Source organism: Gordonia sp. KTR9 (assembly GCF_000143885.2).
Classification (GTDB): Bacteria; Actinomycetota; Actinomycetes; order Mycobacteriales; family Mycobacteriaceae; genus Gordonia.
On the sequence record NC_018581.1, the window covers coordinates 816656 to 841438 of the forward strand.

Below are 24783 nucleotides of genomic sequence, written 5' to 3' on the forward strand. Positions count from 1 at the left end.
ACACGACCGCGCGGGTGCCGGACACCGGGTCGACGGGGGTCGGCGGTCTCCGGCACCCGCGTCCCCTCCTCCGGGCGACTCTCTTCTTGTCGGCTCTGCTCACTACGATTTCTCCATGCGAATGCTTGTGGGGCCCGATCGATGATTCTCGAGCGATGACCGCTCGACCGGTGATCACCGACGCACAGCGCCGCGCACGCCTCATGCGCCGGGCGCACCTCGACGCGTCGTCGCGGGCAGTCGACGCGGTCGAGGCGGCCGCCACCATGGTCGGTCTGCACGCCACCACTCCCTCGACGGTCCATCTGGCCGCCTGGGCTCGTGTCGGCCCGGGCTTCGCGCGCCACTCCGTCGACGCCGCCCTCTACGAAGCGCGGACGCTCGTCAAGCACCTCGCGATGCGACGGACCCTGTTCGTGTTCCCGAGGGACGTCCTGGCCGAGTCCGTCGGGGCGTTGGGGCCACGGATCTCGGCCTCCGAGCGCACCAACATGCTGCGCGATCTCCGGCGCAGTCCCGACTTCGACGACCCGGAGGGCTGGATCGAGACCGCCCGGCAGGCGGTCCTGGCCGAACTGGCCGGCGGGGAATCGTTGACCTCCACCGAACTGCGCGAGCGCCTCCCGGCTCTCGACGGTTACATCAGCCACGGCGCGGGCACCGCCTGGGCGGGACGCGCCCCGATGGGTCCGCGGGTGCTGAACATGCTCGACGCCGAAGGCGCGATCGTCCGCGGCCCCAATCGCCTGGGCTGGCATCTGTCGCGGCCGGCCTGGACGTCGATGCCCCTCTGGCTCGGCGAGGCACTGCCGTCGATCAGCGTTCACGACGGGCACTGCGCGCTGATCGGACGCTGGCTGCGCACGTACGGACCCGGCACCGAGACCGACCTGGCCTGGTGGCTGGGGTCGACCAAGACCGCGGTCCGCGCGGCCCTCGCCGAACTCGACACGACCCAGGTCGACCTGGAAGGCGGCGGCGTCGGCCACGTCCTGCCCGACGATGTACCCGATGCCTCGGACGACGAGGTCGAACCGCAAGCTGTTCTGCTGCCCGAACTGGACCCGACCACCATGGGCTACAAGGAGCGCGGCTTCTACCTCGGCGGCCACGCCGCGGAGGTCTTCGACTCCGCGGGCAACGGCGGTCAGACCGCCTGGTGGGACGGCCGCATCGTCGGCGGCTGGTATCGCCGCGCGGACTCGTCGATCGACATCATCCCGCTGGAACCGCTGCCCCGCGATGCGCGTCGCGCGCTCGACGCCCGGGCCGAGGAGCTCGCCGCGTGGCTGGGGGACGAACCGCTGAAGACCGGATACGCCGCTCCCTACGCACGCCGGTTGTGAGGGGTCGCGGTTGCCCACTGATTCGACATCGGTCAATATTGACGCATGTCGAATCAGAACCTGCTGTCGCCGGTCGGGCGCGGCTTGAGCACCGACCAGGCGGAGACGGCCACGCCGGTGCTGAAAGCACTCGCGGATCCGGTTCGGTTGCGGTTGCTGTCGGAGATCGCCGCGCATCCGGGAGCCGAAGCGTGCGTGTGCGACATCTCCGGACCGTTCGACGTCTCACAACCGACGATCTCGCACCACCTCAAGGTGCTGCGGGAGGCGGGTCTCATCACCGGTGAGCGTCGGGCGACCTGGGTGTACTATCGCGTGAACACCGATGCGCTACAACAGCTTTCCGATCTGCTGGGCGGTCTCGCGTCGGTGGTGGGGGAGGCCCGGTCGTGCGAGGTAAGGCCATGACCGCCACCGACACCGCGGTCGCGGCGAAGCTGTCGATGCTGGACCGGTTCCTGCCGGTGTGGATCGGCGCGGCGATGGTCGCGGGCCTGCTGCTGGGCCGCACCGTTCCCGGCCTGGGAGACGCGCTGGCGGCCGTGGAGATCGACGGCATCTCGCTGCCGATCGCTCTCGGACTGCTGATCATGATGTATCCGGTGCTGGCCAAGGTGCGCTACGACCGACTCGACTCGGTCACCGGCGATCGTCGCCTGCTGCTGGGATCGCTGCTGCTGAACTGGATCGTCGGACCCGCGTTGATGTTCGCGCTGGCCTGGCTTCTTCTCCCGGACCTACCGGAGTACCGGACCGGACTGATCATCGTCGGTCTGGCGCGCTGTATCGCGATGGTCATCATCTGGAACGACCTGGCGTGCGGCGACCGCGAGGCGGCGGCCGTCCTCGTCGCACTGAACTCGGTGTTCCAGGTGATCATGTTCGCCGTGCTGGGCTGGTTCTACCTCTCGGTGCTACCCGGATGGCTCGGCCTGGAACAGACGACCATCGACACCTCGCCGTGGCAGATCGCGAAGTCGGTGCTGATCTTCCTCGGAATCCCCTTGGTTGCCGGCTATCTCACCCGCCGCATCGGCGAACGGGCCAGAGGCCGCGAATGGTACGAGTCCTCGTTCCTCCCGCGATTGGGGCCGTGGGCCCTCTACGGCCTGCTGTTCACCATCGTCATCCTGTTCGCCTTGCAGGGGGAGCAGATCACCTCTCACCCGTGGGACGTCGTGCGGATCGCGCTGCCGCTGCTGATCTACTTCGCGGTGATGTGGGGTGGCGGATTCGTCCTCGGCGCCGCGATGGGGCTGGGTTACGCACGGACCACCACGCTGGCGTTCACCGCCGCCGGCAACAACTTCGAGCTCGCCATCGCCGTTGCGATCGCGACCTATGGTGCGACCTCCGGTCAGGCTCTTGCCGGAGTCATCGGCCCACTCATCGAGGTGCCCGTCCTCGTCGCGCTCGTGTACGTCTCCCTCGCGCTGCGCAAGAGGTTCACCGGAGTCATCGATCCGACCAAGGAGCCGGTACGTGATGCCTGACCCATACGACGTGCTGTTCGTCTGCGTGAGCAACCGCGGCAAATCCGTGATGGCCGAACACCTCACGTCAACGGTCACCGACCGGATCGCCGCCTCGTCGGCCGGCACCGGCGCGAAGATCGGCGGCCAGGTCAACGAATTGTCCGCCCAGGTGCTCGCTGAGGTCGGCGCCGACGTCACCGGACATCAACCGCGGCAACTCACCGACGAACTGATGCGCGCGGCGGATCTGGTCGTGGTGGTCGGGACCGCCGAGGTCACTCCGCCGGAGGGGGTCGACGTCGAGGTGTGGAACACCGTCGAACCCTCCGCTCGAGGCGTCGACGGCATCGAGCGGATGCGGCTGATCCGCGACGACATCACCGCACGCATCCGCGACCTCGCCGGCCGTCTGGACCGATAGACGTCCGGACCGGCGGCGGGGTTTGGCGCCTGAGTCATTCAGAACGGTGGTGGGTTGGCGGCGTTCCACGCGTCGACCTCGCGACGGTGGGCGGTGGTGCGGGTTTCTCGCTGCTCGGCGAGCTTGCTGCGCGCCGGATGATCAGGCGGGCGTCCGGGAACGAGGTAGCCGAACAGGTCGCGGCCGTTGAACGCGTTGCCGACGAAGGTGTGTCCGGTCGGTGACTGGAACCAGGCTGTCATGTACTCGTCCTGGTAGTCCTTCCACATGCCGAAGGTCTTGATCCGGTGGTGAAAACGGCACAGCGGCTTGAGGTTGCGCTGCGACGTCCGACCACCGGCCCGTGGTGATTCGTGGTCGAACGCCGATGGTGTGGTCGAGATCGGCCGTCCACACCGGTGAGTTGCAGCCGGGGAAGGTGCAGCACAGCTCACCGCAGCGCACCAGGGTCTGCAGCTTGCGGCTCGGGGCGTATCGGGAGCCGGCTGCGGCATCGGCGCCGGCGTCGGCGTTGACGAAAGAGCGTTGCGCGTCGGCGAGCAGTGATCGCATGGTGTCGGCGTCGATGAGGCCGTGGCCGTCGAGGAACCCGGGGTCGTCGTCGCGGCCGAGCAGCGTCGACAGGTTCACCACGATGTGGAACGTCGGCACCGGTACCGGCACCGGCACCGGCACAGGCACAGGCGCATAGCCGGCGTCGGATGTCGGGCCTGCATCGAGACCGTCTGTCTCCAGGCCTGTTTCGGCTTGCGGGTCGTCGAGGTCGACCGGTGCGGGCGCGCAGTGTGGGCAGCGGCACGGAAGCACATCGAGGTGGGCGGCGAGCGCGATCAGGGCGTCGACGCGTCGTTGCTGTGTGGTGCGAGGGTCGTCGTGATGCACTGCGGCGGCCATCGCGTCGAGCTGGGTGTTGAGTTCGGCGGCGTCGGTGATCGGAAGGGTGCCGGTGATGCGGGACTGGCCGGGTGTGAATCGGTCGGGTGCGATGATGATCTTGCGGTCGTCGCCGGCGCGTTCGCGACGTCGGCGAACGGCATCGGGGGCATGCTTGGCGACGATCGAGTCGACCAGGATGGTGAACTGGGTGGTCGACATCGGTGGGCGGGCCAGGATCGCCTCGGCCAGATGAGCATCGACGGTCTGCATGTCGGCATCGGGCACGAAGTCGGTGCGCTTCATGGCGATGGTGAAACGTCGCTGGTCGATCCGCGCGCACGCCAGGGTGTTGCCGGTGAGCATGAGCCGGTAACGCAGGACATCGCCGACGCGGATGAGGTCACGGGCTTGGGCGGCGGGGATCATCAGTGCGGCACCGAGTTCGGCGGTGGCCTGGTCGAATCCATCGGGCCCGTACTCGGCGTACGGATCGATCCCGGCGGCGGCGTCGGCCGCGCGCCGGTGCAGTTCGTCTTCGGACGGGGCCTGGCCGTCGTGGTGTTCGGTGCGGCGCAGCTGGTAGTCGAGTTCGCGTTCTTCGTGCAGCAGGCTCGCCGCAGTCAGGAGCCGGTAGGAGGCCGCGGAGGTGATCGACGCGCAGTGGGTGATGACGTCGACGAGCTCCCCGGGAGACAACTCGAAGTCGGAAAGCGCTGCGGGCAGCGAGGACTCGGCCTCGAGCCTCTCGCCCGAAGTGGCTGCGCCGTCACCCCCGAACTGCATGACTCAAACATACGGGCACCCACCGACAAGAATGAGCTGCGCTCGTTCAGCAGCAGGCCGTGCGGGCGCCGGGTGAATCGGAGGCGCCACCGCAACACGCCGCGCCCTGTTGATCTCCGTCGACTTCGTTCGCTTCCAACAACTTCGGGCTGACGCCGAAGGTCTCGGAGTCGGCGAGCACGGTGTAGACCTCCCATTTCTCGTCGCTCGGGCCGGTCACCCACACCTTGTCCTGGGTCGCGAAGCAACAGGTCGAGTTGATCTCCTCCTGCGTGAACAGGCCTTCACCGGAGAGTCGGGCGATCTCGGAGTGCACCTTCTCGCTCGACTCGACTTCGACGCCGAGGTGGTTGATGGTGCCGCCGTGGCCCGGGTTCTCCAGAAGCACCAGCTTCAACGGAGGTTCGGCGATCGCGAAGTTCGCGTAACCGGGCTTCCGTTTTGCCGGGGCGGTGTCGAACAGCTTGGCGTAGAACTCGACGGCGGCACCGAGATCATCGACATTGAGTGCGAGCTGGATACGGGACATGACGAGCCACCTTTACCTGTGAGATATATGTCTAATCGGGGTCGTCCTTGCAGGATGCCACCTTTTCGACATATGTCAATAGGAGGGGTAGGGTCGGATCATGCCGAAGACCTTGCCGATGGTCGACATCAGTGCCCCCATCTGTTGTGCGCCGGTGTCGGCGGCACCACTCGACGACGCCACTGCTCTCGAGATCGCGTTGCGGCTCAAGGCTCTTGCCGACCCTGCGCGGATCAAGCTCGTCTCGATCCTCCTCGCCGACGACGGCGACGGGATCTGCACGTGCGACCTCGCGACAGCCGTCGGACTCACCGAGGCGACGACGAGCCACCATCTGGGTCAGCTGCGAAAAGCCGGGATGGTCTCGCCCGAGCGTCGCGGGATGAACGTCTATTACCGGTCGAGACCCGAATCGCTGGAAGCTCTCCGCAATGTCCTCAGCGCCACCACCGGCTGTTGCTGACCACGTGACCGGGCCGCACGGTGTCATCCCCCGTTTCGGTCATTCCCCGACGTGCGGCGGGACCGAGGCGGGATCGGCCATGACGTCGGTGCCGCCGAGGTCCTTGTTCGCGCGTCGTTCGACGAGGAGTGGCACGAAGTCGCGGACCTCGGTGCCGTCGAAGTGCTGGTATGCCTTCTCGACCGCGGCGGCGACGTCGTTGGGCGAACGGTGCGAGTAGAGGCCGATGAGCCGGTCCTGGACTTCGCTGATCTGACGACGCTCGTCATGGGCATCCATGGACACAATTTAGTCTGAACGCGACAATGTGGACCGTCACGATGAAGAGGTTCATCGATCGTTCATCTCGCCGCCATCGACGTTCCACCCCGGTCGGTGGACGGCGGTTCCGCGAGCGGTTAACGATCGAAGAACCTACGATGACCCCATGGTTCGCTCGCGACGATCTGTCGATCCCGTCGCACAGGCGCAGGCCCGGGTGCTGGTTGACGAGCTGGAACGCGTCGCCGACTCACTCGTGGAGAGCCTGCAGGCCGGTCGAGGCGGCGAGAAGGCTCTGCGAACCGCGCGCCGGGAACTGTACGAGGTCCGCGAGCACGTGCGCCGGCTCCAGGCGGCCTACGAACTCACCGCCTAGGCAGGTGCCGTTCCCGCGGTGCGATGAATTCCGGAGCAAGGGCGGGTCTTACCCGGTGAACTGTTCTCATCACCGAGCGAAAGGCACTGTCATGCGAGAGGCATCGTCGTGAGTACGGCACTCCCACCCGTGGCCGACCGCGAGACCTGGGCGACGGCGCTGGCCGACCTGCGCCGCCGCGAGAAGGCGGCGACCCGCGAACTCGACGCCGTCGCCGCGCAGCGTCGCCGACTCCCCATGGTCGAGATGGACGACTATGTCCTGACCGGGCCCGACGGACCGGTTCGGCTGGTCGATGTCTTCGACGGACGCTCACAGCTGATCGTCTACAACCACATGTGGACCGACGGCGCCGAGTTCCAGTGCCCGGGTTGCACCGGCTTCACCACCCAGTTCAGCCGGCTCGACTACCTCGCCGACTACGACGCGCGCTTCGTCATCATCACGCACGGGCCGATCGAGGAGGTGCTTGCCTACAAGCAGCGCGTCGGCAATCGGATGGACTGGTATTCCTCGGCGGGTACGACCTTCTCGGCGGATGTCGATGCCGCGCCGGGGGAAGGGTTCGCGGTCAACGTCTTCCTCCGAGACGGCGATACGGTGTACCGCACCTGGCATTCCACCGGACGCGGCACCGAACAGCTCGGCTTCACGTTCGGACTCCTCGACGTGCTGCCCTACGGGCGTCAGGAGGAGTGGCAGGACTCTCCGGACGGATGGCCACAGAGCCCGACCTACTCCCGCTGGCGCGGTTCGGAAGAGATCGCCGCGGCGTACGGTCACCCCGACGCGTGAGGCTGCGGCCTCGGTGAAACCGCTGGTCAACGCTCACAGGAATCTCCCAGCGTGCCTACAGTGAGATACCAGGGCGTCCTGGGAGTCTGATCGTGTGAGTGAAGCGGCGAATCAGAACGGCACGCGCGGCGCGAAGGTCCTCGTCGTCGACGACGAGGAGAACATCCGTCAGCTGTTGTCGGTGTCGCTGAAATTCCAGGGGTACGAGGTCGAGACCGCCGCCGACGGTCCGGCGGCCCTCGACAGGTGCCGCGCCGCCAAACCCGACGTCCTCGTCCTCGACGTGATGATGCCGGGGATGGACGGGTTCGGGCTCCTGCGCCGCCTGCGTGCCGACGGGGTGGAGGCGCCCGCGCTGTTCCTGTCGGCGCGGGACACGGTGGAGGACAAGATCAACGGCCTGACCATCGGCGGCGACGACTACGTGACCAAACCGTTCAGCCTCGAAGAGGTCGTGGCCCGCCTGCAGGTGCTGTTGCGGCGCAGCGGTTTCGATGATCAGCAGCGCGCGTCGTCGAAGATCACCTTCGCCGACATCGAACTCGACGACGAGACCCACGAGGTGTTCAAGGCGGGCGAGTTGGTTCCGCTCTCGCCGACGGAGTTCACCCTGCTGCGCTACTTCATGGTCAATGCGGGCACGGTGCTGTCCAAACCGCGCATCCTCGACCATGTCTGGAACTACGACTTCGGGGGAGAGGTGAACGTCGTCGAATCCTATGTGTCGTACCTGCGACGCAAACTGGACACCGGCGACAAGCGACTCATCCACACCCTCCGCGGAGTGGGTTACGTGATGCGAGAGCCCCGTGACTGATCGGGTGGTGGCCGGCACCGGTCGCGGGACGCGCAAGCGCGGTGTTCCGCTGCGGATCTCGCTGGTGGCCCTGACCGTGTTGCTCGTCGCCGTCGGGCTGCTCGCCTCCGGGATCGCGGTGACCTCGTCGATGCGTCAGGACCTCATCGCGCGCGCCGACGAGGGACTGACGAACGCGATACGCACGTGGGCCGAACCCCGTGGATTCCTCGGCGACGGACCCGGCCCGCCCGGACCGCGCCGGCCGCCGTCGCCCTATTACGTCGAGTCCATCGTCTACGGTCCCGGTGGGGTCTCGACCGACAATGTCTACAACCAGTTCGACGACGCCCCCGACCTCGACGGACTGGCCCGCGACAACGCCGGACCCGTGACCGTCCCGTCCGTCGACGGAGACGGCCCGCAATGGCGGGTTGTCAAGCGTAGCAACAGCTTCGGCAGATCCATCGTGGCCACGCCGATGTCCGACATCGACGACACGGTGAGCAGGCTGATCTGGCTGCAGATCGGGATCGGTGTGCTGGTCGTCCTGCTGATCGGGGTGCTGAGCTATGTCCTGGTGCGCACCGGTCTGCGTCCGCTGCGGCGGGTCGAGGAGACCGCGCACGAGATCGCGGAGGGGAACCTGACCCGGCGCGTCCCGCCGGCGCCGGCCAACACCGAGGTCGGCAGTCTGTCGGACTCGCTGAACCGGATGCTCGGGCAGATCCAGCACGCCTTCGCCTCGACCGCCGCATCCGAACAGCAGGCGCGCGCCTCCGAGGAGCGGATGCGACGCTTCGTCGCCGACGCCAGCCACGAATTGCGGACACCGCTCACGTCCATCAAGGGCTTCGCCGAACTCTATTCACAGCACGGCGTTGCCGATGTCCCCGATCTTCCCGATGTCACCGATGCGATGCGACGCATCGACGACGAGGCCGGCCGGATGAACCTGCTGGTGGAGGACCTGCTGATGCTCGCGCGACTCGATGCCGCGCGTCCTGTCGATTCCGCGCCCGTGGACCTGCTCGGCCTGGCCGCCGACGCCGTGCAGAGCGCACGGGCCGCCGCGCCCGATCGTGAGATCCGACTCGACGTCGTCGCGGGCGATCGTCCGCCGGTGGTCCTCGGCGACGGGCCGCGGCTGGTGCAGGTGCTGCGCAACCTCATCGGTAACGCCGTGAACCACACGCCGACCGACGCCTCGATCACGGTCGGGGTGACCGTCGACGACCGTCCGGACACCGGTGAGGCGGTGCTGACCGTCACCGACACCGGCCCGGGACTCACGGCGGAGGATGCCGAGCACGTCTTCGAGCGGTTCTACCGCGGTGACTCCTCGCGACACCGCGGCGACGGCGGTGGTAGCGGTCTGGGTCTGTCGATCGTCGCCGCCCTGGTGGCCGCGCACGGCGGGCGGGTGGGCGTCGACACGAGTCCTGGTGCGGGAGCGTCGTTCTGGGTGAGACTGCCGCTCGCCGACGTCGACTAGATCAACCGCCGGAGCTTCGCGAAGTCGGTGACGTCGTCGCGGAACCGGTCGAGTCCGACGAGTGTGTACATCCCGTCGATCTGGCGTGTCACCCACAGCTGGTGGATGCGGCGCAGGTCCGACTGCCGTGACTTCCAGCCGATCCCGTCGATCACCGCGAGAACCAGCTGGGTCGGCAACCGCACCTCGGCCATCTCCTCGATCTCGCGAACCGCGTCGGTGAGTTTGGAGCCGGTCGAGTCGAAACCCTTGGCCGCAACCACGATGTCGGCCGACGACGGGTCGCCGACGATCAGGTCGGCGGGCGCGGTCCGCCCGTTGCGTCCCGCGAACCGCGACCGGGTGACGTAGTCGAGTCCGATGTCGCGGGCGATGTCCTCGATCTCGTCCTCGATACGCCGACCCGACGCTCCCGCGCGCGTGGCGGTGGCGCGGGTGCCGGCGCGCGCCACGAGTATGTCGGCGAAGGTGAACGTGCGCGACAACTGGGTGCGCAGCATGCGGACGAGGTCGAACTCGGTGTCGAGCCAGGTCACCAGCTCGACCGGCTGCGCCCGTGCCAGCCGCTGGTGTCGAACCGGTCGCGCAGCGCGTTCTTCAGCTTCTCCTGGGACAGCCCGACCGCGAGGCCGAGGACGGGGACGTCTGTGGGGTTGTCCCTCACCCAGGCCGCGAGACCTGCGATGTCGGTGTCGAGGAGTTCGCCGAGGCGCGCGGTGGCCTGGGTGATCCGCTCTGCCTCCGGCGTCGACGCGGTCGGGTCCACATGAGAGGTCAACCGTCCCAACGATGTGAGGTAGTCGTCGAAGTCGCCCGCGGTGCTCATGTGTGTCGCCGTGTCGTCAGTGGGTATCCGCCGGTCAGTCCCGGCCGATGAAGAGGTACTCGCTGACGTCGCGGCGCGTCGCGGCCGCGTGGGTGCCGAAACTGTACTTGTGGTCGATCGCGATGACCTCCACCGACGGCTTGACCTTCCCGAGCAGGTCGACGATCCGATCCTTGCCGGGCAACGCATTCGACGAGTACGACAGCACGATCGCGCCGGCGCCCTCGAAATGCTCGAAGGTGCGCAAGAGGGCGTCCTCGATGGTCCGCTTGTAGGCGAACGGGGTGAAGCGTTTCGGCAGCTTCTTGGTCTTGGTGTTCTCCATGATGCTCATGCCGCGCCAGTAGGCCGACAATCCCTCGAGGAAGTGATAGCGCTTGATGTAGTCGTTGTCGTCGGTCGGTGGCGCGTACGGAGGGTCGAGGTAGACCAGATCCGGCGGTGCGGACCACGGCAGTTCGAGGTCGAAGATGTCGCCCTGGACGCTGCGGCTGCTGCGCGCGTTGCTGAACACCGTGGCGTTGTAGTCCCCGGCGGCCCGGAGACGGAAGTGGTCGCGCAAGGACATGGTCAGATCGCGCCGGCCGTCGGCGTAGCGCGTCGAGTCGGTGAAGGTGAACACGCCACGTGGTTGTTTGCGTGCGGCCGAGAGGACCAGGGCGGCGATCGCGAGGTCGCGGCGGTACCCGCGCAAGGCGTCGACGTGCGACCACGCCGAGTCGAGGAAGGCGCGGTCCTCCGTGGTGAAGTACAGACCGTCGAAGGTCCGTGAGATGTAGTCGCGATCGTCGGCGGCGGGACCGCAGATCGCCTCGATCAGTTCGGGCTCCAGCCGGACACTCGAATTGGCAACCGACGCGCGGGTGATGATGTGCGGGAAGTTGAGGAAGTCGTTGCTGACGACCTCGAAGCCCTGCGCCTTCAGCAGGTAGGACACAACTCCGGAACCGGAGAACGCATCGACCGCGGTGGACCCGCCGATCTCGGCGAAGGTGCGTTCGAGATGGGGCAGCAGACGGTACTTCGACCCCATGTACCGAAGACGCGGGAACCGTTGGGCGCGGGCCAGGACGTCGCTGGATCCGACGACGGATCGGGGGGTTCGTCCCGCCCCGGATGACTCTGGCCCACTCACACCGAAAGGATGTCATGGAACCCCGACACTTTCGCCGACGACACCCGCCGTGGCCGTGGGGGTCATCTGTCTCCGAGGCACACCACTAGACTCGCGCCCATGGCATCGGTCTTCAGCATGATCATCAACGGCGATCTCCCCGGCCGGTTCGTCTGGAAGGACGGCGAGGCGGTCGCGTTCCTCACCATCGAACCGGTCACGCCCGGTCACGTCCTGGTGGTTCCCCGTGCCGAGGTCGATCACTGGGAGCAGATGGACACCGCCGCGTTCGCCCATCTCAGTGCGGTCGCGCAGAACGTGGGACGCGCGGTCAAGGACGCCTTCGACGCTCCCCGGATGGGTCTGCTGATCGTCGGCCTCGAAGTGCCACACGTGCACGTCCACGTCTTCCCGGCGCTGTCGATGCAGACCTTCGACCTCGCCAACGCGAACAAGAACCCCCGTCCCGAGGACCTCGACGCCGCGGCCGAGAAGATCCGCGCGAGCCTGCGTTCCCTCGGCTACGGCGAGTACGTCGCCGACTGACCCCACCGTCTGCAAACCCACCACTTTTCGGCAAACCCACCCCCTCGCAGGGGTGTGGGTTTGCCGAAAAAGGGTGGGTTTGCGGAGAGCTCACACCGTCCGGTGGATCAGCAGGGGTAACACCGCGGTCGCGCCCGCTTCGCGGAGGGCGGCGGCGGCCAGGGTGATCGGCCAGCCCGAACTGTTGGCGTCGACCACGAGCATCACGTTGCGGCCCGCGACGTCGGGCGGGTCGCCGAGATGGTCCCGCCAGTAGGCGGCTTCGACGGCGCCGGTCGCGTCGGCGGGTGGGTCACCCATGCGCACGGGGAAACTGCCGCCATCGCGTTTTCCGACCTTCCGCAGGTGTTCGGCCAGGGTCTCGGCGAGTGCGGTGCCGGTCAGGCGTAGTGACACGATGACGTCGGCGCGGATGCCGGTGTCGCGCACCCACGCGGACAGTGTCGCGACCGCGGCGTCGCCCAACTCGGCCACCGCTCGCTCGTTCCCGTTGCGGGCGGCGGCGAGCACCTCGACCCACTCCGGGGCGTCGGCGTGGGCCAGGACGCGCCCCGGCGCGGCGAGCAGGTCTGCGGGAATTCTTCCGCGACGGCCGAATTCGCCGCCCGGCCACATCTTGCGCGGATCCAGGGTCTGCGCCTTGCGGCGGAGCGTCGACGTGACGGTGCGGACGGTCTCGTCGTCGACGGTGTCGGTGAGTCCGTCGCTGAGCGCGCCGCGGCAGACCGAGCATCGCCCGCAGTCCGCGGCCTGGGGATCGTCCAGCGATTCGGTCAGGAGCCGCATCAAGCAGGTGCGCCCCGCGATGTAGGCGCGCATGATGTCGGCCTCCCGGCGGCGTACGGCGAGTATGCCGTCGTAGTGCGCGGCGTCGTAGGTCCAGGGCTTGCCGGTGACGACCCACCCGTCGGGGGTCCGGTCGGTGACGCCGTCCACGGCCAGTTGCTTGAGCATCAATTCGATCCGGGTACGACGGAACCGGGTTGCGGCCTCGAGCTGAACCACCGACTGCGGCTCGTCCGCGGCGTCCAGGGCGCTGAGGAGGTCGCGCATCTTGTCCGGGTCGGGGATCGTCGCGGTCGCGAAGTGATCCCAGATCCGGTCGTCGGTCTGCGACGCCAGGAGCATGACGACGGCATCGTCGAGGGCGCGCCCGGCACGACCGACCTGCTGGTAGTAGGAGACCGGCGACGGTGGTGACCCGACATGCACCACGAAGCCGAGATCGGGTTTGTCATAACCCATTCCGAGTGCCGACGTCGCGACCAGCGCCTTGACCTCGTTGCGGAGCAGTGCGTCCTCGAGTTCGTGGCGACGGTCGGCGTCGAGCTGGCCGGTGTAGGCGGCCACCTTGACCGCGTCGCCGTGGACGGCTCGGATGGCCTCGACCAGACGGTCGGCGTCGGCGACGGTCAGCACGTACACGATGCCCGAGCCCGGGAGGGCGGGCAGCGACTGCGCCACCCAGCCGTACCGCTGGACCGGCGACAGTCCGTCGATGACGTTGAGGTGCAGCGACTTCCGTGCGAGCGGCCCGCGGAGGACGAGGGTCGGCTCGCCGGCGGTGCCGGCATCGAGCTGGGCGGCGACGTCGGCGGTGACACGCGCGTTGGCGGTGGCGGTGGTGGCCAGCACCGGCGTGGTCGGGTTGACGGTGCGCAGCACGTCCGCCACGCGGCGGTAGTCCGGACGGAAATCGTGACCCCAGTCGGAGACCGCGTGCGCCTCGTCGATGACGAGCAGACCCAGGTTGCCGGCGAGGGCGTCGAGGACTCGGCGGCCGAAGCCCGGGTTGGCGAGCCGTTCGGGTGACACGAGCAGGACGTCGAGGTCGCCGGCCCGCAGCTGCGCCTCGATCGTCGACCACTCGTCGACGTTCGACGAGTTGAGCGTGGCCGCCGACAACCCGCCGCGGGCGGCTGCCGAGACCTGGTCGCGCATGAGGGACAGCAGCGGCGACACGATGAGGGTCGGCCCACCGCCACCGGCCCGGATGATCGCGGTCGCCGACCAGTAGACCGCCGACTTGCCCCATCCCGTCGCCTGGACCACCAGGACCCGCGCGCCGCGCTCGGCGGGGTCGACGGGGCGGCCGGCCAGCGCGGTCACGGCCCGGAGCTGATCCTCACGCAGCGCGGCGCCCTCACCGGCCAGGCTGGTGATGACGCGGTTGGCGGCGGTCAGCTGATCCGGGGCGAGGGTTGCGGGCATGTGCCCAATGTAGTTGCGGCCTCGGACACGCCCCCGGTGTCCGTCCACACGCCCCGGTCAGGCGTTCACAGGAACCCGGTAGCTCGCACGCAGGGTGACGCGAGGCTGGGAGCCCACTGTGGTCCGCATGATCCCAGAAGCACCGCCGGGCACCACCGCGCAGATGTACACACTCACCGACACCTCCACGCCGAATCCGGTACTCGACATCGTCGTACCCGTTCACAACGAACAGGCCGACATCGCGTCGTCGGTGCGTCGCCTCGCCGATCACCTGCGTCTGCACGTGCCCTACGCCTCGCGCATCACCATCGCCGACAACGCCAGCACCGACGACACCCTCGCCATCGCCGTCGCACTGGCGGGTGAGCTCGACGGCATGCGCGTCGTCCATCTGGAGCAGAAGGGACGCGGTCGCGCGCTGAGCGCGGTGTGGCAGCACAGCGATGCCGAGATCGTCGCCTACTGCGACGTCGACCTGTCGACCGATCTCAACGCCCTCATGCCGCTCATCGCCCCTCTCGTCTCACGGCATTCCGACATCGCGATCGGCACGCGCCTCAGCCGGTCCGCGCGCGTCGTCCGGGGACCCAAGCGCGAGTTCATCTCCCGCTCGTACAACCTGATGCTGCGTACCGCGATGGGGGCCAGGTTCTCCGACGCCCAGTGCGGGTTCAAGGCGGTGCGGACCGACATCGCGCGCGAGCTGCTGCCGTTCGTCGCCGACACCGGCTGGTTCTTCGACACTGAACTCCTGGTTCTCGCCGAGCAGATCGGTCTGCGTATCGCGGAGGTGCCGGTGGACTGGGTCGACGACCCCGACAGCACCGTCGACATCGTGCCGACGGCGATCGCCGACCTCAAAGGTTGTGCGCGCGTGGGTCTCGCGCTGGCGATGGGTCGGTTGCCGATCGCTGAACTGCGCGAGTCCATCGGCCGGGACCGGGCCGCGGGACCGCAGCTCGACGGGGTGCCGACGGGCTTGGTCGGGCAACTGGCGCGTTTCTGCGTGGTGGGCGTCGCCTCGACGCTGGCCTACGCCGTGCTGTTCCTGGCGCTCCACTCCTTCCTCGGCGCCCAGATCTCGAATGTGGTCGCCCTCGCGATCACCGCCGTCCTCAACACCGCCGCCAACCGGCGGTTCAGCTTCGGCATCCGCGGCCGTGACAACGCATTGCGCCATCAGCTCTTCGGTCTGGGCGTCTTCCTCTTCGGCTGGCTGGTCACCTCGGGTGCACTGCTCGTGCTCCACACCGTCGCTCCCGACGCGACCAAACACATCGAACTCATGATCCTGGTGACCGCGAACCTGGTGGCCACACTCACCCGGTTCATCGGTCTCCGCTGGGTGTTCCGCAAGGCGGCCACTCACCACACGGAGGTCGTCGCATGAGCACCACCCTCGTTCCGCCGTCGAATTCCGTTGCACCCGAGAATCCCTCGGGAGCCACAGGTCCGGCCTCCGAAAACACTCGCTGGGAACGTCTCTCGCTGGCGCTGCTGTTGATCGGCACCACGGTCGGCTACCTGTGGAACCTGTCGATCAACGGGTGGGCCAATTCCTTCTACTCGGCGGCCATTCAAGCCGGCTCGCAGTCGTGGAAGGCCTGGTTCTTCGGGTCCTCGGACATGGCGAACTCCATCACGGTCGACAAACCGCCTGCCTCGCTGTGGATTCCGGGTCTCAGCGCGCGGATCTTCGGGGTGAACTCGTGGTCCATCCTGGTGCCCGAGGCGCTGATGGGCGTCGCCTCGGTGGCGCTGCTCTACCTGATCACCCGGAAGTACCTCGGCCACTGGGCCGGCATCCTCGCGGGAGCGATCCTCGCGGTGACACCGGTCGCGGCGATGATGTTCCGCTTCGACAATCCCGAGGCGCTGCTCATCCTGCTGATGGTCGCGGCCGTCTGGTCGATGATGAAGGGGCTCGAGGACGGTCGCTGGCGGTGGCTGATCCTGACCGGGGTGTTCGTCGGATTCGGCTTCCTCACCAAACAGCTCCAGGTCATGCTGATCGTGCCGCCGCTGGCGGTCACCTACCTCGCCTTCGGCCCACGCGGGTGGTTGCACCGGGTCGGGCAGCTGTTCGCCGCGCTGGGCGCGATGGTCGTCAGTGCGGGCTGGTGGATTCTGGCGGTCGAGCTGTGGCCCGCGTCGTCGCGCCCGTACATCGGTGGCTCGCAGAACAACTCGATCCTCGAACTGACCCTCGGCTACAACGGCCTCGGCCGGCTCAACGGCAACGAGACCGGTGCCGTCGTGCCCGGTGGTGGCGGAAACGCCATGGAGGGCATGGGCGGTGGCATGGGTGGTCCCGGCGGCGGTGGCGGTGGCGCATGGGGTGAGACCGGCTGGCTGCGGATGTTCGAACCCGCGCAGGGCGGTCAGATCGCCTGGCTCATCCCGACGGGACTGCTTCTCGCCGTCGTGGCGCTCGTGCTCATCGGGAGGGCCCGACGTACCGACCCGCGGCGTGCGTATCTGGTCGTCTGGGCGCTCTGGCTGCTTGTCACGATGGGTGTTTTCAGCTTCATGGCCGGGATCTTCCACCAGTACTACACCGCGGCACTGGCTCCCGCGGTCGCCGCAGTCGTCGCCGGTGGCGCCGCGGTGTGCTGGTCGCGCCGGGACCGGTTGTGGGTGCGGATCGCGCTGGGGATTTCCGTTGCGATCGCCGCGATCTGGGGCCATGTCCTGCTGGGCCGCACTCCCGACTTCGTGCCGTGGCTCCGGTTCGCCGTCCTCGTCGTCGGGCTCGCCGCGGCGGTGGCCATGGTCTTCGCCCGGCGTCGGAGCATCGCGGCCGCAGCCCTCGTCGGGGCCGTCATGGCCGGTCTGGCCGGCCCGGTGGCCTACACCGTGGACACCATCGCGACCGAGAAGAGCGGATCCATCATCACCGCCGGACCCCGGGTCGACGGCGAGTTCGGCCCCGGTGGACAGGGCGGCCCCGGTGGGCGGGGAGGCCCGGGTGGACCCGCAGGTCGGGGCATGCCCGCGACGCCTCCGCAGGGCATGGGTGGTCCCGGCGGCCAGGGGATGCCCGGCATGACCCAGCAGGGCGCGGACGGTCGTGGCGGTGGGGGACTGCTGCGCGGGTCGACCCCCTCGGCGGCCGTCGTCGACACACTGAGTGCCGACGCCGGCGACTACACCTGGGTCGCCGCTGCCGTCGGGTCGATGTCGGCCTCCGGGTACCAGCTCGAGACCGGCCACTCGGTGATGCCGATCGGCGGGTTCAACGGAAGTGACCCGTCGCCGACGCTGGCGGAATTCCAAGAGCTCGTCGCCGCGAAGGAGATCCACTACTTCGTCGGCGGCTCGGGTCCCGGCATGGGTGGGAACTCGACCCAACCGTCGTCGCAGATCAGCACCTGGGTGCAGGAGAACTTCACCGCCGTCACCGTCGACGGCGTGCCCATGTACGACCTCACCATGCCCACGAGCTGACCGGCTCGCTCACCGGCGAACGGCAGCAGGCGTCGTGCCCCGACGCCTGCTGCCCGTCGGCGTCCCGCTGTTCGACGTCGACGACCGTTCGGCCGGCCCCGGGGAGCGACCGTTAGAGTCGTGGACGTGCGCGTACTCGTGATCGGCTCGGGCGGCCGCGAACATGCCCTCCTCATCGGTCTCCGGAACGATCCGGCGGTCACCGACCTGCACGTCGCCCCCGGTAACGCCGGCACCTCGTCGATCGCCACGAACCATCCCGTCGACGCCGTCTCCGGCGACGCCGTCGTCGCCCTGGCGCGTGAGATCGACGCCGACCTCGTGGTCATCGGTCCCGAGGTGCCCCTGGTCCTCGGCGTTGCCGACGCACTGCGCGCCGACGGGATCGCCACCTTCGGCCCGAGTGCGCAGGCCGCACAGATCGAGGGGTCCAAGGCGTTCGCCAAGGACGTGATGGCGGCTGCGGGGGTCAAAACCGCCCACGCGGAGATCGTCGACAACCCTGCTCGGCTCGACGCCGCTCTCGATCGTTTCGGACCCACGTGGGTCGTCAAGGACGACGGCCTCGCGGCCGGCAAGGGCGTCGTCGTCACCGAAAACCGCGTCATCGCCCGCGACCACGCCGCCGAGTGCCTGGAGAGCGGGCACCCGGTTCTCCTGGAGAGCTTCCTCGACGGGCCGGAGGTGTCGCTGTTCTGCCTCGTCGACGGCGAGACCGTGGTGCCGTTGCTCCCCGCGCAGGACCACAAGCGGGTCGGCGACAACGACGCCGGACCGAACACCGGCGGCATGGGCGCCTACACGCCGCTGCCCTGGTTGCCCGCCGAGATGACCGCGCGCATCGTCGACGAGGTCGTGAAACCCGTTGCCGCCGAGATGGTTCGACGCGGTATCCCGTTCTCCGGTCTGCTGTACGCGGGCCTGGCGATCGGGTCGGACGGACCCGCCGTCGTCGAATTCAACTGCCGCTTCGGCGATCCGGAGACCCAGGCCGTGCTGGCTCTGCTCGAATCCCCACTCGGGCAGGCGTTGCACGCGACCGCGACCGGTACCCTCGCCGATCTGCCGCCACTGCAGTGGCGCGACGGCGCCGCGGTCACCGTGGTGGTCGCGGCGGAGAACTATCCCGGCAAGCCGCGGACCGGCGACATCATCACCGGTGCCGACGCCGACGGGGTGCTGCACGCCGGCACCGCGCTCAACGACGATGGCGCCGTCGTCTCCTCCGGCGGACGGGTTCTCGCCGTGGTGGGCACCGGCGCCGACCTCGCCGAGGCCCGCGAGCAGGCCTACGCGCGCATCGCGAACATCAAGCTCCCCGGTTCCCACTTCCGCAGCGACATCGGCCGCAACGCCCTCGAGGGCCGGATCGGCATCTGAGCGAAACCCGGGTCAGACAGCCAGGTTGCGCCCGAGGAACTCGACCTGCTCGGGCAGGACGCTGCGCCAGTAGCGGTTGGTGTGACCCCCGGCCGCGGTCCCGAAGGCGGCGGGCGGGCGGAGACCGGCGGCCCACTGGCGCGTGTAGGTGTAGAACTGGTCGCTCGAGCCGATGTTGATCAGCAGCGGGATCTTCGCGAACTTCGGCTGGGCGCCGAACAGCGAGTTGGCCTGATAGTCGGCGATGCCGTCGAAGGCGCGAGGCGGGAAGTTGCGCGGGTCGGCCCACATCGCGGGCGAGCTGACCGCCACCGCGGCGACCCGCGGCGACCCCAGCATCGCGGCCAGGCGCAGCGCGCCGTAGCCGCCCATCGACCAGCCGAAGAGCCCGATCCGCTCGGTCGACAGATCCAGGTCGGGGTTGCCGGCCAGCATCGGCAGGAATTCGTCGAGGATCATGGCGCCGCCGTCGGTGCCGTCGGTGCGCCGGTGGTAGTAATTGCGCCCGACGTCGGCGGCCGCCAGAGCGAACGGCGCGTTTCCGGCGTCGACGTACTGCTGCATCACCGTCTGCATCTCGAGCTTCGGTCCGAAGATCGATTTCTCGTTGGTGTTCAGCGCGTGCAGGACGACGACGACGGGGAGCCTGCCCGTGACCCCGTTCGGCCGGGCGACAGCCCACCGCGTGTCGCGGCCGCCCATCCGAGCGGACCGGAAGCTGCCCGTGATCAGCGGCGGACCCCCGGTGACCGGCGGCGGCGAGGCCTCGACCGGCAGTTCGTCGTCGGCCCGGCCCTCCAGGTTGCGTGGCTGCACGGACGTCGGCGGGGTCGAGCTCGAGCACGCGGCGACCCCGAGCGCGGCGGCGCCGAGTCCGGCCGCCAGGACAGCACGACGACCGACGACGGCGCGGCGGGTCTCGTCGGGACTGCTGCGGTCGTCGGGATCGCTGGTGGGTGGCGGCACTCGGGTCATCGAGTCAACAGGGTAATGGCCGACCCCCGTCTCGCGGCAACGGATCGGCGCCCGCCGCGCGCCGATGTGAGGAATCTGGCTCATCCGCGGCGCGTACGACGGTCGTTCGCAGGACAGCGATCGCCGCAGATCTCAACCGTGTTGCCAGAATCCGGCATGGACCTCGCGTGCCGCGTCGAGGGCGACCGGACCACGGACGACGATCGGTCGGCTGCCTGCGTCGAAGATCCGGCGGCACGGCATCGCCAGCGTCGGATTCGCGGGGTCGTCGCCGGTCATCTCCCGCAGGTCGTCCTCGCCGAGTGCATAGACGACGGTGCCGATCCCGGCCCAGTAGATCGCTCCCGAGCACATGGCGCACGGTTCGGTGCTGGTGTACAGCGTCAGCTCGGCCCGGGTCGCGAGGTCGAGGTGCCCCACCGCGCGCACGACGTTGGTCTCGGCGTGCCCGGTCGGGTCACCCGCGGTGTCGACGGAGTTCATGCCTTCGGCCACGACGCCGCCGTCCGGCGCCACCAGAAGAGAGCCGAACGGATGATCGCCGCGGGCGCGGGCCTGGGCGGCGAGCTCGATCGCACGCCGGAGATGGATGTCGTCACGGTCGTCGGGGGACATGTCCCCGATGGTCGCACGGTTCGCCACCGGCGACGTGGTCGGAGGACAGGGGCGGAGAAAGCCGCGGGGGTCAGGCCTGCCCGACGAGTTCACAGCTGAAGTCGACGGGCCGCGCGCGCCGGTCGAACTCGACGTGTGCCACCGACTCACCGTCGGTGACGTCGCAGATCGGCGACCGGCCGCCGTCGGAACCGGTCCGCCAGCTGATGTGCCAGCCGCGCCGCGCGGCCATCCCGTGGATCGCCACCCGATGATCGTTGACCGCAAGAGATCTCATCACCGTCGGCATCGTCGTGGCGAAGTCGGCGAAGCTCGGTTCGGGGAGTGCGACGTCGTCGAGGAGGTACACCGCGAGTTCCCCGTCGTCGAGTCGTGCCGTCCAGTACGGACTGATCCCGGTGCTCTCGACCGCGGCCGCGGCCACGATGTCGATCGCCTGCGTCCGGTAGCCGGTGATCTGATCGCGGGACAGGTTGGGCGGCAACGGCACCCGGGGAACGGCGAAGTCGTCGACGCCGAATCGGGCACCGACGTCCCGTAGCGCGGATGCGGGACCGGACGGTTCGCCGCGGGGATGAGCCCAGCCCCACACGATCGCGTCCGTTTCGATCACCGCGATCAGGATGGCCCGCGAACGGAACGGATCGTGCTGCCCATCCTGGCCGGGAGGGGATGTCGAGGTGAAGACGACGGCCCGCTCCGCCGGGTCGCAGCGCGCTACGAAGTTCCCCAGCCGCTCGCGGAGGAAACCGGCGAACGCGACCTGTCGCAGACAGGTGTAGAGCGCCGCGTAATCGGCGACAGCATGGAGGCCGTCGAACTGCATGCGCTCACGGTAACCGCGGGCATGGGCGTCGTACCCCGGTGTCCGATGTCCGACTGACGAGGCCGCCGGGCCGCAGCCGGGAGCGCAGCGAGCGGGCGACATCGGTCCGCACCGGGAGCGCAGCGAGCGGGCGACATCGAAACGGACGTTCCTGGAGGTCAGCGGACTTATACGGGAATCCTCCTGCGCGTGCGCCGCTTTCGTGAAAGCGATACGACGGTACCGACCCTTTGGCAGCATGAACATCCATGATGACCTCGGCAGCGACACCGAAGGGTGCGCGGCGGCGGTCTCGATTGATCGAGGCTGCCGGTGAGCTGTTGCTCGAAGGCGGCTTCGACGCCGTGCGTCATCGTGCGGTGGCCGAGCGCGCGCAGCTCCCGTTGGCGTCGACGACCTACTACTTCGGCTCGCTCGACGACCTCATGGCCGAGGCCGCCGCCAACCTGTGCGCGCACGACGAGGCCGCAGTCTCCGCGCGCTGCAACGCTCTTCCGCGACGACACCGGGGGAGCGCGGCGACGGCGGGCGTGCTCGCCGACGTCTTCGTCGGCTCCGACACCACCCTCCAGCAACTGTCCGCGCGATACGAGATGATCGCGCTCGCGGCGCGCCACCCCCTCCTGCGCGACGTCGTCGCCGCGCGGGGACAGTCGCTGGCCCTCCATCACTGCGAGGTGCTGGTCAAATCCCACCGTGTCGCCGACCCCGTGCACATCGCGCAACTGATCGGCATCGAAGACGGTGCCATCGTCGGCGCGCTCAGCCAGACCGCGGTGCGGCCCGTCGACGCCGTGCGCGACGCACTGCTCGACATCGTCGACGTCCTCGCCCCTCGGGAGTGATCCCCCAGGGCGAACCTCGTGAATCGGCCGCGTGGTCCGCGTGACGATGACACGATGGAGCGTCAGGTCACCAAACGGGGAAGGGGATCGTGTGTCGGGACGACGGTGGATTCTGGGGATCGGAGCCGCACTCGGCGCGGCGGTGATGAGCACGACCGCACTGCTGGCCCCGTCGGCGCAGGCGGCGCCGGCCGGCCGGGTCGATGCGTCGGTCCCGCTCTCCTCGGCGGTGTACGGCACCGGCTGCACGTATCCGCTGACGGTCGCGGTCAACTCGTCCGGTTGGGTCGAGTTCTTCGAGGTCAAGGCGGGCCTGCCACCGCGCTTCGTGGGACGCGACCTGCCCCAGGGCGCGCTCGCCTCGACCACCTGGGTCCCGCACCGCATCGGCGACAAGTACCTGTATGCCGTGCAGAACGGGAAGGTCTCGCAGCCGACGTTCGTCCGCGTGCGGCAGGGATACGGCTCCAACGGGGCGTGCTTCGCCTTCTGAGTCCGACGGTGGTCCGACCGCAGGTGGACCGCGACCAGACCGAAGGTGGACCGAACAGTGGTTTCGGTTTGTCTTCGGCGGCAACCTACACTGGGCGGGTGTCGAAGCCCGCCATCGCCAACGTCCTGGCCAGCCGCTATGCCTCCGCCGACCTCGCCGAGCTGTGGTCGGCGACCACCAAGATCGAACTCGAACGGCGACTGTGGATCGCGGTGCTGAAGGCTCAGCGCGACCTCGGCATCGACGTACCGGCGGACGCCATCGAGGATTACGAGCGCGTCGTCGACCAGGTCGACCTCGCGTCGATCGCCGAACGTGAACGGGTCACCCGCCACGACGTGAAGGCCCGGATCGAGGAGTTCAACGCCCTGGCCGGTCACGAGCAGATCCACAAGGGCATGACGAGCCGGGATCTCACCGAGAACGTCGAGCAGCTGCAGATCCTGCGGTCACTCGAGCATGTCCACGCGCACGGGGTCGCGGTGCTGGCCCGCATCGTCGCCCTGGCGGCCGACTACTCCTCGACGGTCATGGCCGGGCGCAGTCACAACGTCGCCGCCCAGGCGACCACCCTCGGCAAGCGGTTCGCCTCGGCGGCCGACGAACTCATGATCGCGCTGACCCGGCTGCGCGAGCTCATCGATCGCTATCCACTGCGCGGTATCAAGGGTCCGATGGGCACCTCGCAGGACATGCTCGACCTGCTCGGCGGCGACGCCACCAAACTCGCCGACCTCGAGGACCGCGTCGCCGCCCATCTCGGGTTCGCGCGCTCGTTCACCTCGGTCGGCCAGATCTACCCTCGTTCGCTCGACCACGATGTGGTCTCGGCTCTCGTGCAGATGGCCGCGGCGCCGTCGTCGCTGGCCCACACCATCCGACTGATGGCCGGCCACGAGCTCGTGACCGAGGGCTTCCAGCCCGGCCAGGTCGGCAGCTCGGCGATGCCGCACAAGATGAACACCCGCAGCTGTGAGCGCGTCAACGGGCTCGCCGTCGTGCTCCGGGGTTACGGCTCGATGGCCGCGGAACTGGCCGGCGCGCAATGGAACGAGGGCGACGTCTTCTGCTCGGTGGTGCGCCGCGTGGCCCTGCCCGACGCCTTCTTCGCGATCGACGGACTGATGGAGACCTTCCTGACCGTTCTCGCCGAGTTCGGCGCCTACCCGGCGGTGATCGCCAACGAACTCGACCGGTACCTGCCGTTCCTGGCGACCACGAAGGTCCTGATGGCCGCGGTCCGCGCCGGTGTCGGCCGGGAGACCGCGCACGAGGCGATCAAGGAGAACGCCGTCGCCGTCGCACTGGCCATGCGAGAGGAAGGGCGGGAACCCGACCTGCTCGACCGGCTCGCCGCCGACGATCGTCTTCCGCTCGACCGGGCCCAGCTCGACGAGCTGCTGGCCGACAAGACCGCCTTCGTGGGTGCCGCCGAGCAGCAGGTCGCCGATGTGATCGCGGCCGCGGAGAAGATCATCGGGCAGTACCCGGACGCCGCCGGTTACACGCCGGCGCCGATTCTCTAGTACGTCTGTCGACCCTTCGTGACGCCCCTCCGCAAGCTCCGGGGCTCCTCAGGGATCGGGGTCATTCTGGCGCGGTGGCGTCGCCGTGCCCGAGCTGCCAGTCCGGCAGGGCGGTGTCGCGGACCCGCCGTTTGAGTTCGGGAGCGCCGGGGAAGCCGCCGTCACGCTTGCGTTCCCAGATCTGGGTGCCGTCGACGTCGATGACGAACACGCCACCGGTGCCGGGGACGAGTGTCACCGAGCCGATCTCGGTGCCGAAGGTGTTGAGCAGTTCCGAGGCCATCCACGACGCTCGCAGCAGCCAGTTGCACTGCGTGCAGTAGGTGATGGTGATATGCGGCTCGCTCATCGGTCCAGGAT

At 68.6% G+C, this 24783-nt stretch carries 25 protein-coding genes and 1 pseudogene; 16 read left to right on the forward strand and 10 right to left on the reverse strand.

Annotated features, from left to right (window positions below):
• Nucleotides 1–155: 155 nt before the first annotated feature.
• From KTR9_RS04470 to KTR9_RS04485, 4 genes are read left to right on the forward strand one after another with little or no spacing between them, the layout of a single operon-like run.
• Nucleotides 156–1346: a winged helix DNA-binding domain-containing protein gene (locus KTR9_RS04470; protein ID WP_010842775.1), complete on the forward strand. Its 1191-nt coding sequence runs from the start codon at nucleotides 156–158 to the stop codon at nucleotides 1344–1346.
• A 45-nt stretch (nucleotides 1347–1391) separates the two neighbouring features.
• Nucleotides 1392–1754: an ArsR/SmtB family transcription factor gene (locus tag KTR9_RS04475; protein ID WP_014925406.1), complete on the forward strand. Its 363-nt coding sequence runs from the start codon at nucleotides 1392–1394 to the stop codon at nucleotides 1752–1754.
• On the forward strand, nucleotides 1751–2839 hold the full coding sequence (gene arsB / locus KTR9_RS04480) for an ACR3 family arsenite efflux transporter (RefSeq protein WP_014925407.1): 1089 nt from the start codon (nucleotides 1751–1753) through the stop codon (nucleotides 2837–2839). The genes KTR9_RS04475 and arsB overlap by 4 nt, the downstream gene beginning before the upstream one ends.
• Entirely contained in the window at nucleotides 2832–3242 is a 411-nt protein-coding gene (locus KTR9_RS04485) for an arsenate-mycothiol transferase ArsC (RefSeq protein ID WP_014925408.1), read from the forward strand. Before arsB ends, KTR9_RS04485 begins: the two co-directional genes overlap by 8 nt.
• A gap of 141 nt (nucleotides 3243–3383) precedes the next feature.
• Here the strand turns inward: KTR9_RS04485 and KTR9_RS04490 are convergent, their stop codons facing one another.
• Nucleotides 3384–4901 (reverse strand): DUF222 domain-containing protein, encoded by a 1518-nt coding sequence (locus tag KTR9_RS04490; protein ID WP_014925409.1) that lies wholly within the window; start codon nucleotides 4899–4901, stop codon nucleotides 3384–3386.
• A gap of 46 nt (nucleotides 4902–4947) precedes the next feature.
• Nucleotides 4948–5430 carry an ArsI/CadI family heavy metal resistance metalloenzyme gene (locus KTR9_RS04495; protein WP_014925410.1) on the reverse strand — a complete coding sequence of 161 codons (483 nt, stop codon included), beginning with the start codon at nucleotides 5428–5430 and terminating at the stop codon, nucleotides 4948–4950.
• 100 nt (nucleotides 5431–5530) lie between these two features.
• Here KTR9_RS04495 and KTR9_RS04500 point away from each other — a divergent pair, with 100 nt between their 5' ends.
• Nucleotides 5531–5893 carry an Rv2640c family ArsR-like transcriptional regulator gene (locus KTR9_RS04500; protein ID WP_010844176.1) on the forward strand — a complete coding sequence of 121 codons (363 nt, stop codon included), beginning with the start codon at nucleotides 5531–5533 and terminating at the stop codon, nucleotides 5891–5893.
• Nucleotides 5894–5932: 39 nt separating this feature from the next.
• Here the strand turns inward: KTR9_RS04500 and KTR9_RS04505 are convergent, their stop codons facing one another.
• Nucleotides 5933–6172, reverse strand: coding sequence for a three-helix bundle dimerization domain-containing protein (locus KTR9_RS04505; protein WP_010844177.1), 240 nt, complete (start codon nucleotides 6170–6172; stop codon nucleotides 5933–5935).
• Nucleotides 6173–6320: 148 nt separating this feature from the next.
• Between KTR9_RS04505 and KTR9_RS04510 the strand changes: the two genes are divergently transcribed.
• The 4 genes from KTR9_RS04510 to KTR9_RS04525 all read left to right on the forward strand — a co-directional run bounded on the left by KTR9_RS04510 (nucleotide 6321) and on the right by KTR9_RS04525 (nucleotide 9616).
• A complete protein-coding gene (locus KTR9_RS04510; protein WP_010844178.1) occupies nucleotides 6321–6530 on the forward strand; it encodes a hypothetical protein in 210 nt (69 codons plus the stop codon).
• Between the two features lie 108 nt (nucleotides 6531–6638).
• A complete protein-coding gene (locus KTR9_RS04515; RefSeq protein WP_014925412.1) occupies nucleotides 6639–7325 on the forward strand; it encodes a DUF899 domain-containing protein in 687 nt (228 codons plus the stop codon).
• Nucleotides 7326–7419: 94 nt separating this feature from the next.
• The gene (locus tag KTR9_RS04520; protein WP_010844180.1) at nucleotides 7420–8142 is read left to right on the forward strand and encodes a response regulator transcription factor; all 723 of its coding nucleotides are present in this window, start codon (nucleotides 7420–7422) and stop codon (nucleotides 8140–8142) included.
• On the forward strand, nucleotides 8135–9616 hold the full coding sequence (locus KTR9_RS04525; RefSeq protein WP_014925413.1) for a sensor histidine kinase: 1482 nt from the start codon (nucleotides 8135–8137) through the stop codon (nucleotides 9614–9616). Before KTR9_RS04520 ends, KTR9_RS04525 begins: the two co-directional genes overlap by 8 nt.
• Here KTR9_RS04525 and KTR9_RS04530 read toward each other — a convergent pair.
• Nucleotides 9613–10442: pseudogene (locus KTR9_RS04530) on the reverse strand (hypothetical protein). The gene KTR9_RS04525 and the pseudogene KTR9_RS04530 sit on opposite strands and share 4 nt — an antisense overlap.
• A 34-nt stretch (nucleotides 10443–10476) precedes the next feature.
• Nucleotides 10477–11577, reverse strand: a complete 1101-nt coding sequence (locus tag KTR9_RS04535; protein WP_443134915.1) for a DNA adenine methylase — start codon at nucleotides 11575–11577, stop codon at nucleotides 10477–10479.
• A gap of 99 nt (nucleotides 11578–11676) precedes the next feature.
• Here KTR9_RS04535 and KTR9_RS04540 point away from each other — a divergent pair, with 99 nt between their 5' ends.
• On the forward strand, nucleotides 11677–12102 hold the full coding sequence (locus tag KTR9_RS04540; RefSeq protein WP_014925416.1) for an HIT family protein: 426 nt from the start codon (nucleotides 11677–11679) through the stop codon (nucleotides 12100–12102).
• 90 nt (nucleotides 12103–12192) lie between these two features.
• On the opposite strand, the gene KTR9_RS04545 is transcribed toward KTR9_RS04540, so the two are convergent.
• Entirely contained in the window at nucleotides 12193–14313 is a 2121-nt protein-coding gene (locus KTR9_RS04545; protein WP_044505860.1) for a RecQ family ATP-dependent DNA helicase, read from the reverse strand.
• 127 nt (nucleotides 14314–14440) lie between these two features.
• Here KTR9_RS04545 and KTR9_RS04550 point away from each other — a divergent pair, with 127 nt between their 5' ends.
• The 3 genes from KTR9_RS04550 (at nucleotide 14441) to purD (ending at nucleotide 19143) form a co-directional block, all read left to right on the forward strand.
• Nucleotides 14441–15706 carry a bifunctional glycosyltransferase family 2/GtrA family protein gene (locus KTR9_RS04550; RefSeq protein ID WP_044505862.1) on the forward strand — a complete coding sequence of 422 codons (1266 nt, stop codon included), beginning with the start codon at nucleotides 14441–14443 and terminating at the stop codon, nucleotides 15704–15706.
• A complete protein-coding gene (locus KTR9_RS04555) occupies nucleotides 15703–17763 on the forward strand; it encodes an ArnT family glycosyltransferase (RefSeq protein WP_014925419.1) in 2061 nt (686 codons plus the stop codon). Before KTR9_RS04550 ends, KTR9_RS04555 begins: the two co-directional genes overlap by 4 nt.
• A gap of 126 nt (nucleotides 17764–17889) precedes the next feature.
• Complete coding sequence (gene purD / locus KTR9_RS04560; protein WP_193363226.1) at nucleotides 17890–19143, forward strand: phosphoribosylamine--glycine ligase; 1254 nt, start codon at nucleotides 17890–17892, stop codon at nucleotides 19141–19143.
• Nucleotides 19144–19155: 12 nt separating this feature from the next.
• Here the strand turns inward: purD and KTR9_RS04565 are convergent, their stop codons facing one another.
• From KTR9_RS04565 to KTR9_RS04575, 3 genes are all read right to left on the reverse strand, one after another.
• Nucleotides 19156–20118 carry an alpha/beta hydrolase gene (locus KTR9_RS04565; RefSeq protein ID WP_014925421.1) on the reverse strand — a complete coding sequence of 321 codons (963 nt, stop codon included), beginning with the start codon at nucleotides 20116–20118 and terminating at the stop codon, nucleotides 19156–19158.
• A 132-nt stretch (nucleotides 20119–20250) separates the two neighbouring features.
• Nucleotides 20251–20733, reverse strand: a complete 483-nt coding sequence (locus tag KTR9_RS04570) for a nucleoside deaminase (protein WP_014925422.1) — start codon at nucleotides 20731–20733, stop codon at nucleotides 20251–20253.
• A 70-nt stretch (nucleotides 20734–20803) separates the two neighbouring features.
• A complete protein-coding gene (locus KTR9_RS04575; RefSeq protein WP_044505864.1) occupies nucleotides 20804–21559 on the reverse strand; it encodes a DUF6882 domain-containing protein in 756 nt (251 codons plus the stop codon).
• Between the two features lie 251 nt (nucleotides 21560–21810).
• Between KTR9_RS04575 and KTR9_RS04580 the strand changes: the two genes are divergently transcribed.
• From KTR9_RS04580 to purB, 3 genes are all read left to right on the forward strand, one after another.
• Nucleotides 21811–22404 (forward strand): TetR/AcrR family transcriptional regulator, encoded by a 594-nt coding sequence (locus KTR9_RS04580; protein WP_193363251.1) that lies wholly within the window; start codon nucleotides 21811–21813, stop codon nucleotides 22402–22404.
• Between the two features lie 91 nt (nucleotides 22405–22495).
• Nucleotides 22496–22897: a hypothetical protein gene (locus KTR9_RS04585; protein WP_014925426.1), complete on the forward strand. Its 402-nt coding sequence runs from the start codon at nucleotides 22496–22498 to the stop codon at nucleotides 22895–22897.
• A gap of 98 nt (nucleotides 22898–22995) precedes the next feature.
• A complete protein-coding gene (purB, locus tag KTR9_RS04590; RefSeq protein WP_014925427.1) occupies nucleotides 22996–24423 on the forward strand; it encodes an adenylosuccinate lyase in 1428 nt (475 codons plus the stop codon).
• Between the two features lie 61 nt (nucleotides 24424–24484).
• Here purB and KTR9_RS04595 read toward each other — a convergent pair whose 3' ends face one another.
• Nucleotides 24485–24772, reverse strand: coding sequence for a SelT/SelW/SelH family protein (locus KTR9_RS04595; protein ID WP_014925428.1), 288 nt, complete (start codon nucleotides 24770–24772; stop codon nucleotides 24485–24487).
• Nucleotides 24773–24783 lie beyond the last annotated feature (11 nt).

What these genes read in the sequence shown, in the direction of transcription:
- KTR9_RS04470 (WP_010842775.1), top strand. Translation starts at nt 156, where the DNA reads ATGACCGCTCGACCGGTGATCACCGACGCACAGCGCCGCGCACGCCTC.
- KTR9_RS04510 (WP_010844178.1), top strand. Translation starts at nt 6,321, where the DNA reads ATGGTTCGCTCGCGACGATCTGTCGATCCCGTCGCACAGGCGCAGGCC.
- arsB (WP_014925407.1), top strand. Translation starts at nt 1,751, where the DNA reads ATGACCGCCACCGACACCGCGGTCGCGGCGAAGCTGTCGATGCTGGAC.
- KTR9_RS04565 (WP_014925421.1), bottom strand. Translation starts at nt 20,118, where the DNA reads ATGACCCGAGTGCCGCCACCCACCAGCGATCCCGACGACCGCAGCAGT.
- KTR9_RS04580 (WP_193363251.1), top strand. Translation starts at nt 21,811, where the DNA reads ATGACCTCGGCAGCGACACCGAAGGGTGCGCGGCGGCGGTCTCGATTG.
- KTR9_RS04595 (WP_014925428.1), bottom strand. Translation starts at nt 24,772, where the DNA reads ATGAGCGAGCCGCATATCACCATCACCTACTGCACGCAGTGCAACTGG.
- KTR9_RS04490 (WP_014925409.1), bottom strand. Translation starts at nt 4,901, where the DNA reads ATGCAGTTCGGGGGTGACGGCGCAGCCACTTCGGGCGAGAGGCTCGAG.
- KTR9_RS04555 (WP_014925419.1), top strand. Translation starts at nt 15,703, where the DNA reads ATGAGCACCACCCTCGTTCCGCCGTCGAATTCCGTTGCACCCGAGAAT.
- KTR9_RS04550 (WP_044505862.1), top strand. Translation starts at nt 14,441, where the DNA reads ATGATCCCAGAAGCACCGCCGGGCACCACCGCGCAGATGTACACACTC.
- KTR9_RS04495 (WP_014925410.1), bottom strand. Translation starts at nt 5,430, where the DNA reads ATGTCCCGTATCCAGCTCGCACTCAATGTCGATGATCTCGGTGCCGCC.
- KTR9_RS04475 (WP_014925406.1), top strand. Translation starts at nt 1,392, where the DNA reads ATGTCGAATCAGAACCTGCTGTCGCCGGTCGGGCGCGGCTTGAGCACC.
- KTR9_RS04500 (WP_010844176.1), top strand. Translation starts at nt 5,531, where the DNA reads ATGCCGAAGACCTTGCCGATGGTCGACATCAGTGCCCCCATCTGTTGT.
- KTR9_RS04545 (WP_044505860.1), bottom strand. Translation starts at nt 14,313, where the DNA reads ATGCCCGCAACCCTCGCCCCGGATCAGCTGACCGCCGCCAACCGCGTC.
- KTR9_RS04485 (WP_014925408.1), top strand. Translation starts at nt 2,832, where the DNA reads ATGCCTGACCCATACGACGTGCTGTTCGTCTGCGTGAGCAACCGCGGC.
- KTR9_RS04570 (WP_014925422.1), bottom strand. Translation starts at nt 20,733, where the DNA reads ATGTCCCCCGACGACCGTGACGACATCCATCTCCGGCGTGCGATCGAG.
- KTR9_RS04505 (WP_010844177.1), bottom strand. Translation starts at nt 6,172, where the DNA reads ATGGATGCCCATGACGAGCGTCGTCAGATCAGCGAAGTCCAGGACCGG.
- KTR9_RS04540 (WP_014925416.1), top strand. Translation starts at nt 11,677, where the DNA reads ATGGCATCGGTCTTCAGCATGATCATCAACGGCGATCTCCCCGGCCGG.
- KTR9_RS04575 (WP_044505864.1), bottom strand. Translation starts at nt 21,559, where the DNA reads ATGCAGTTCGACGGCCTCCATGCTGTCGCCGATTACGCGGCGCTCTAC.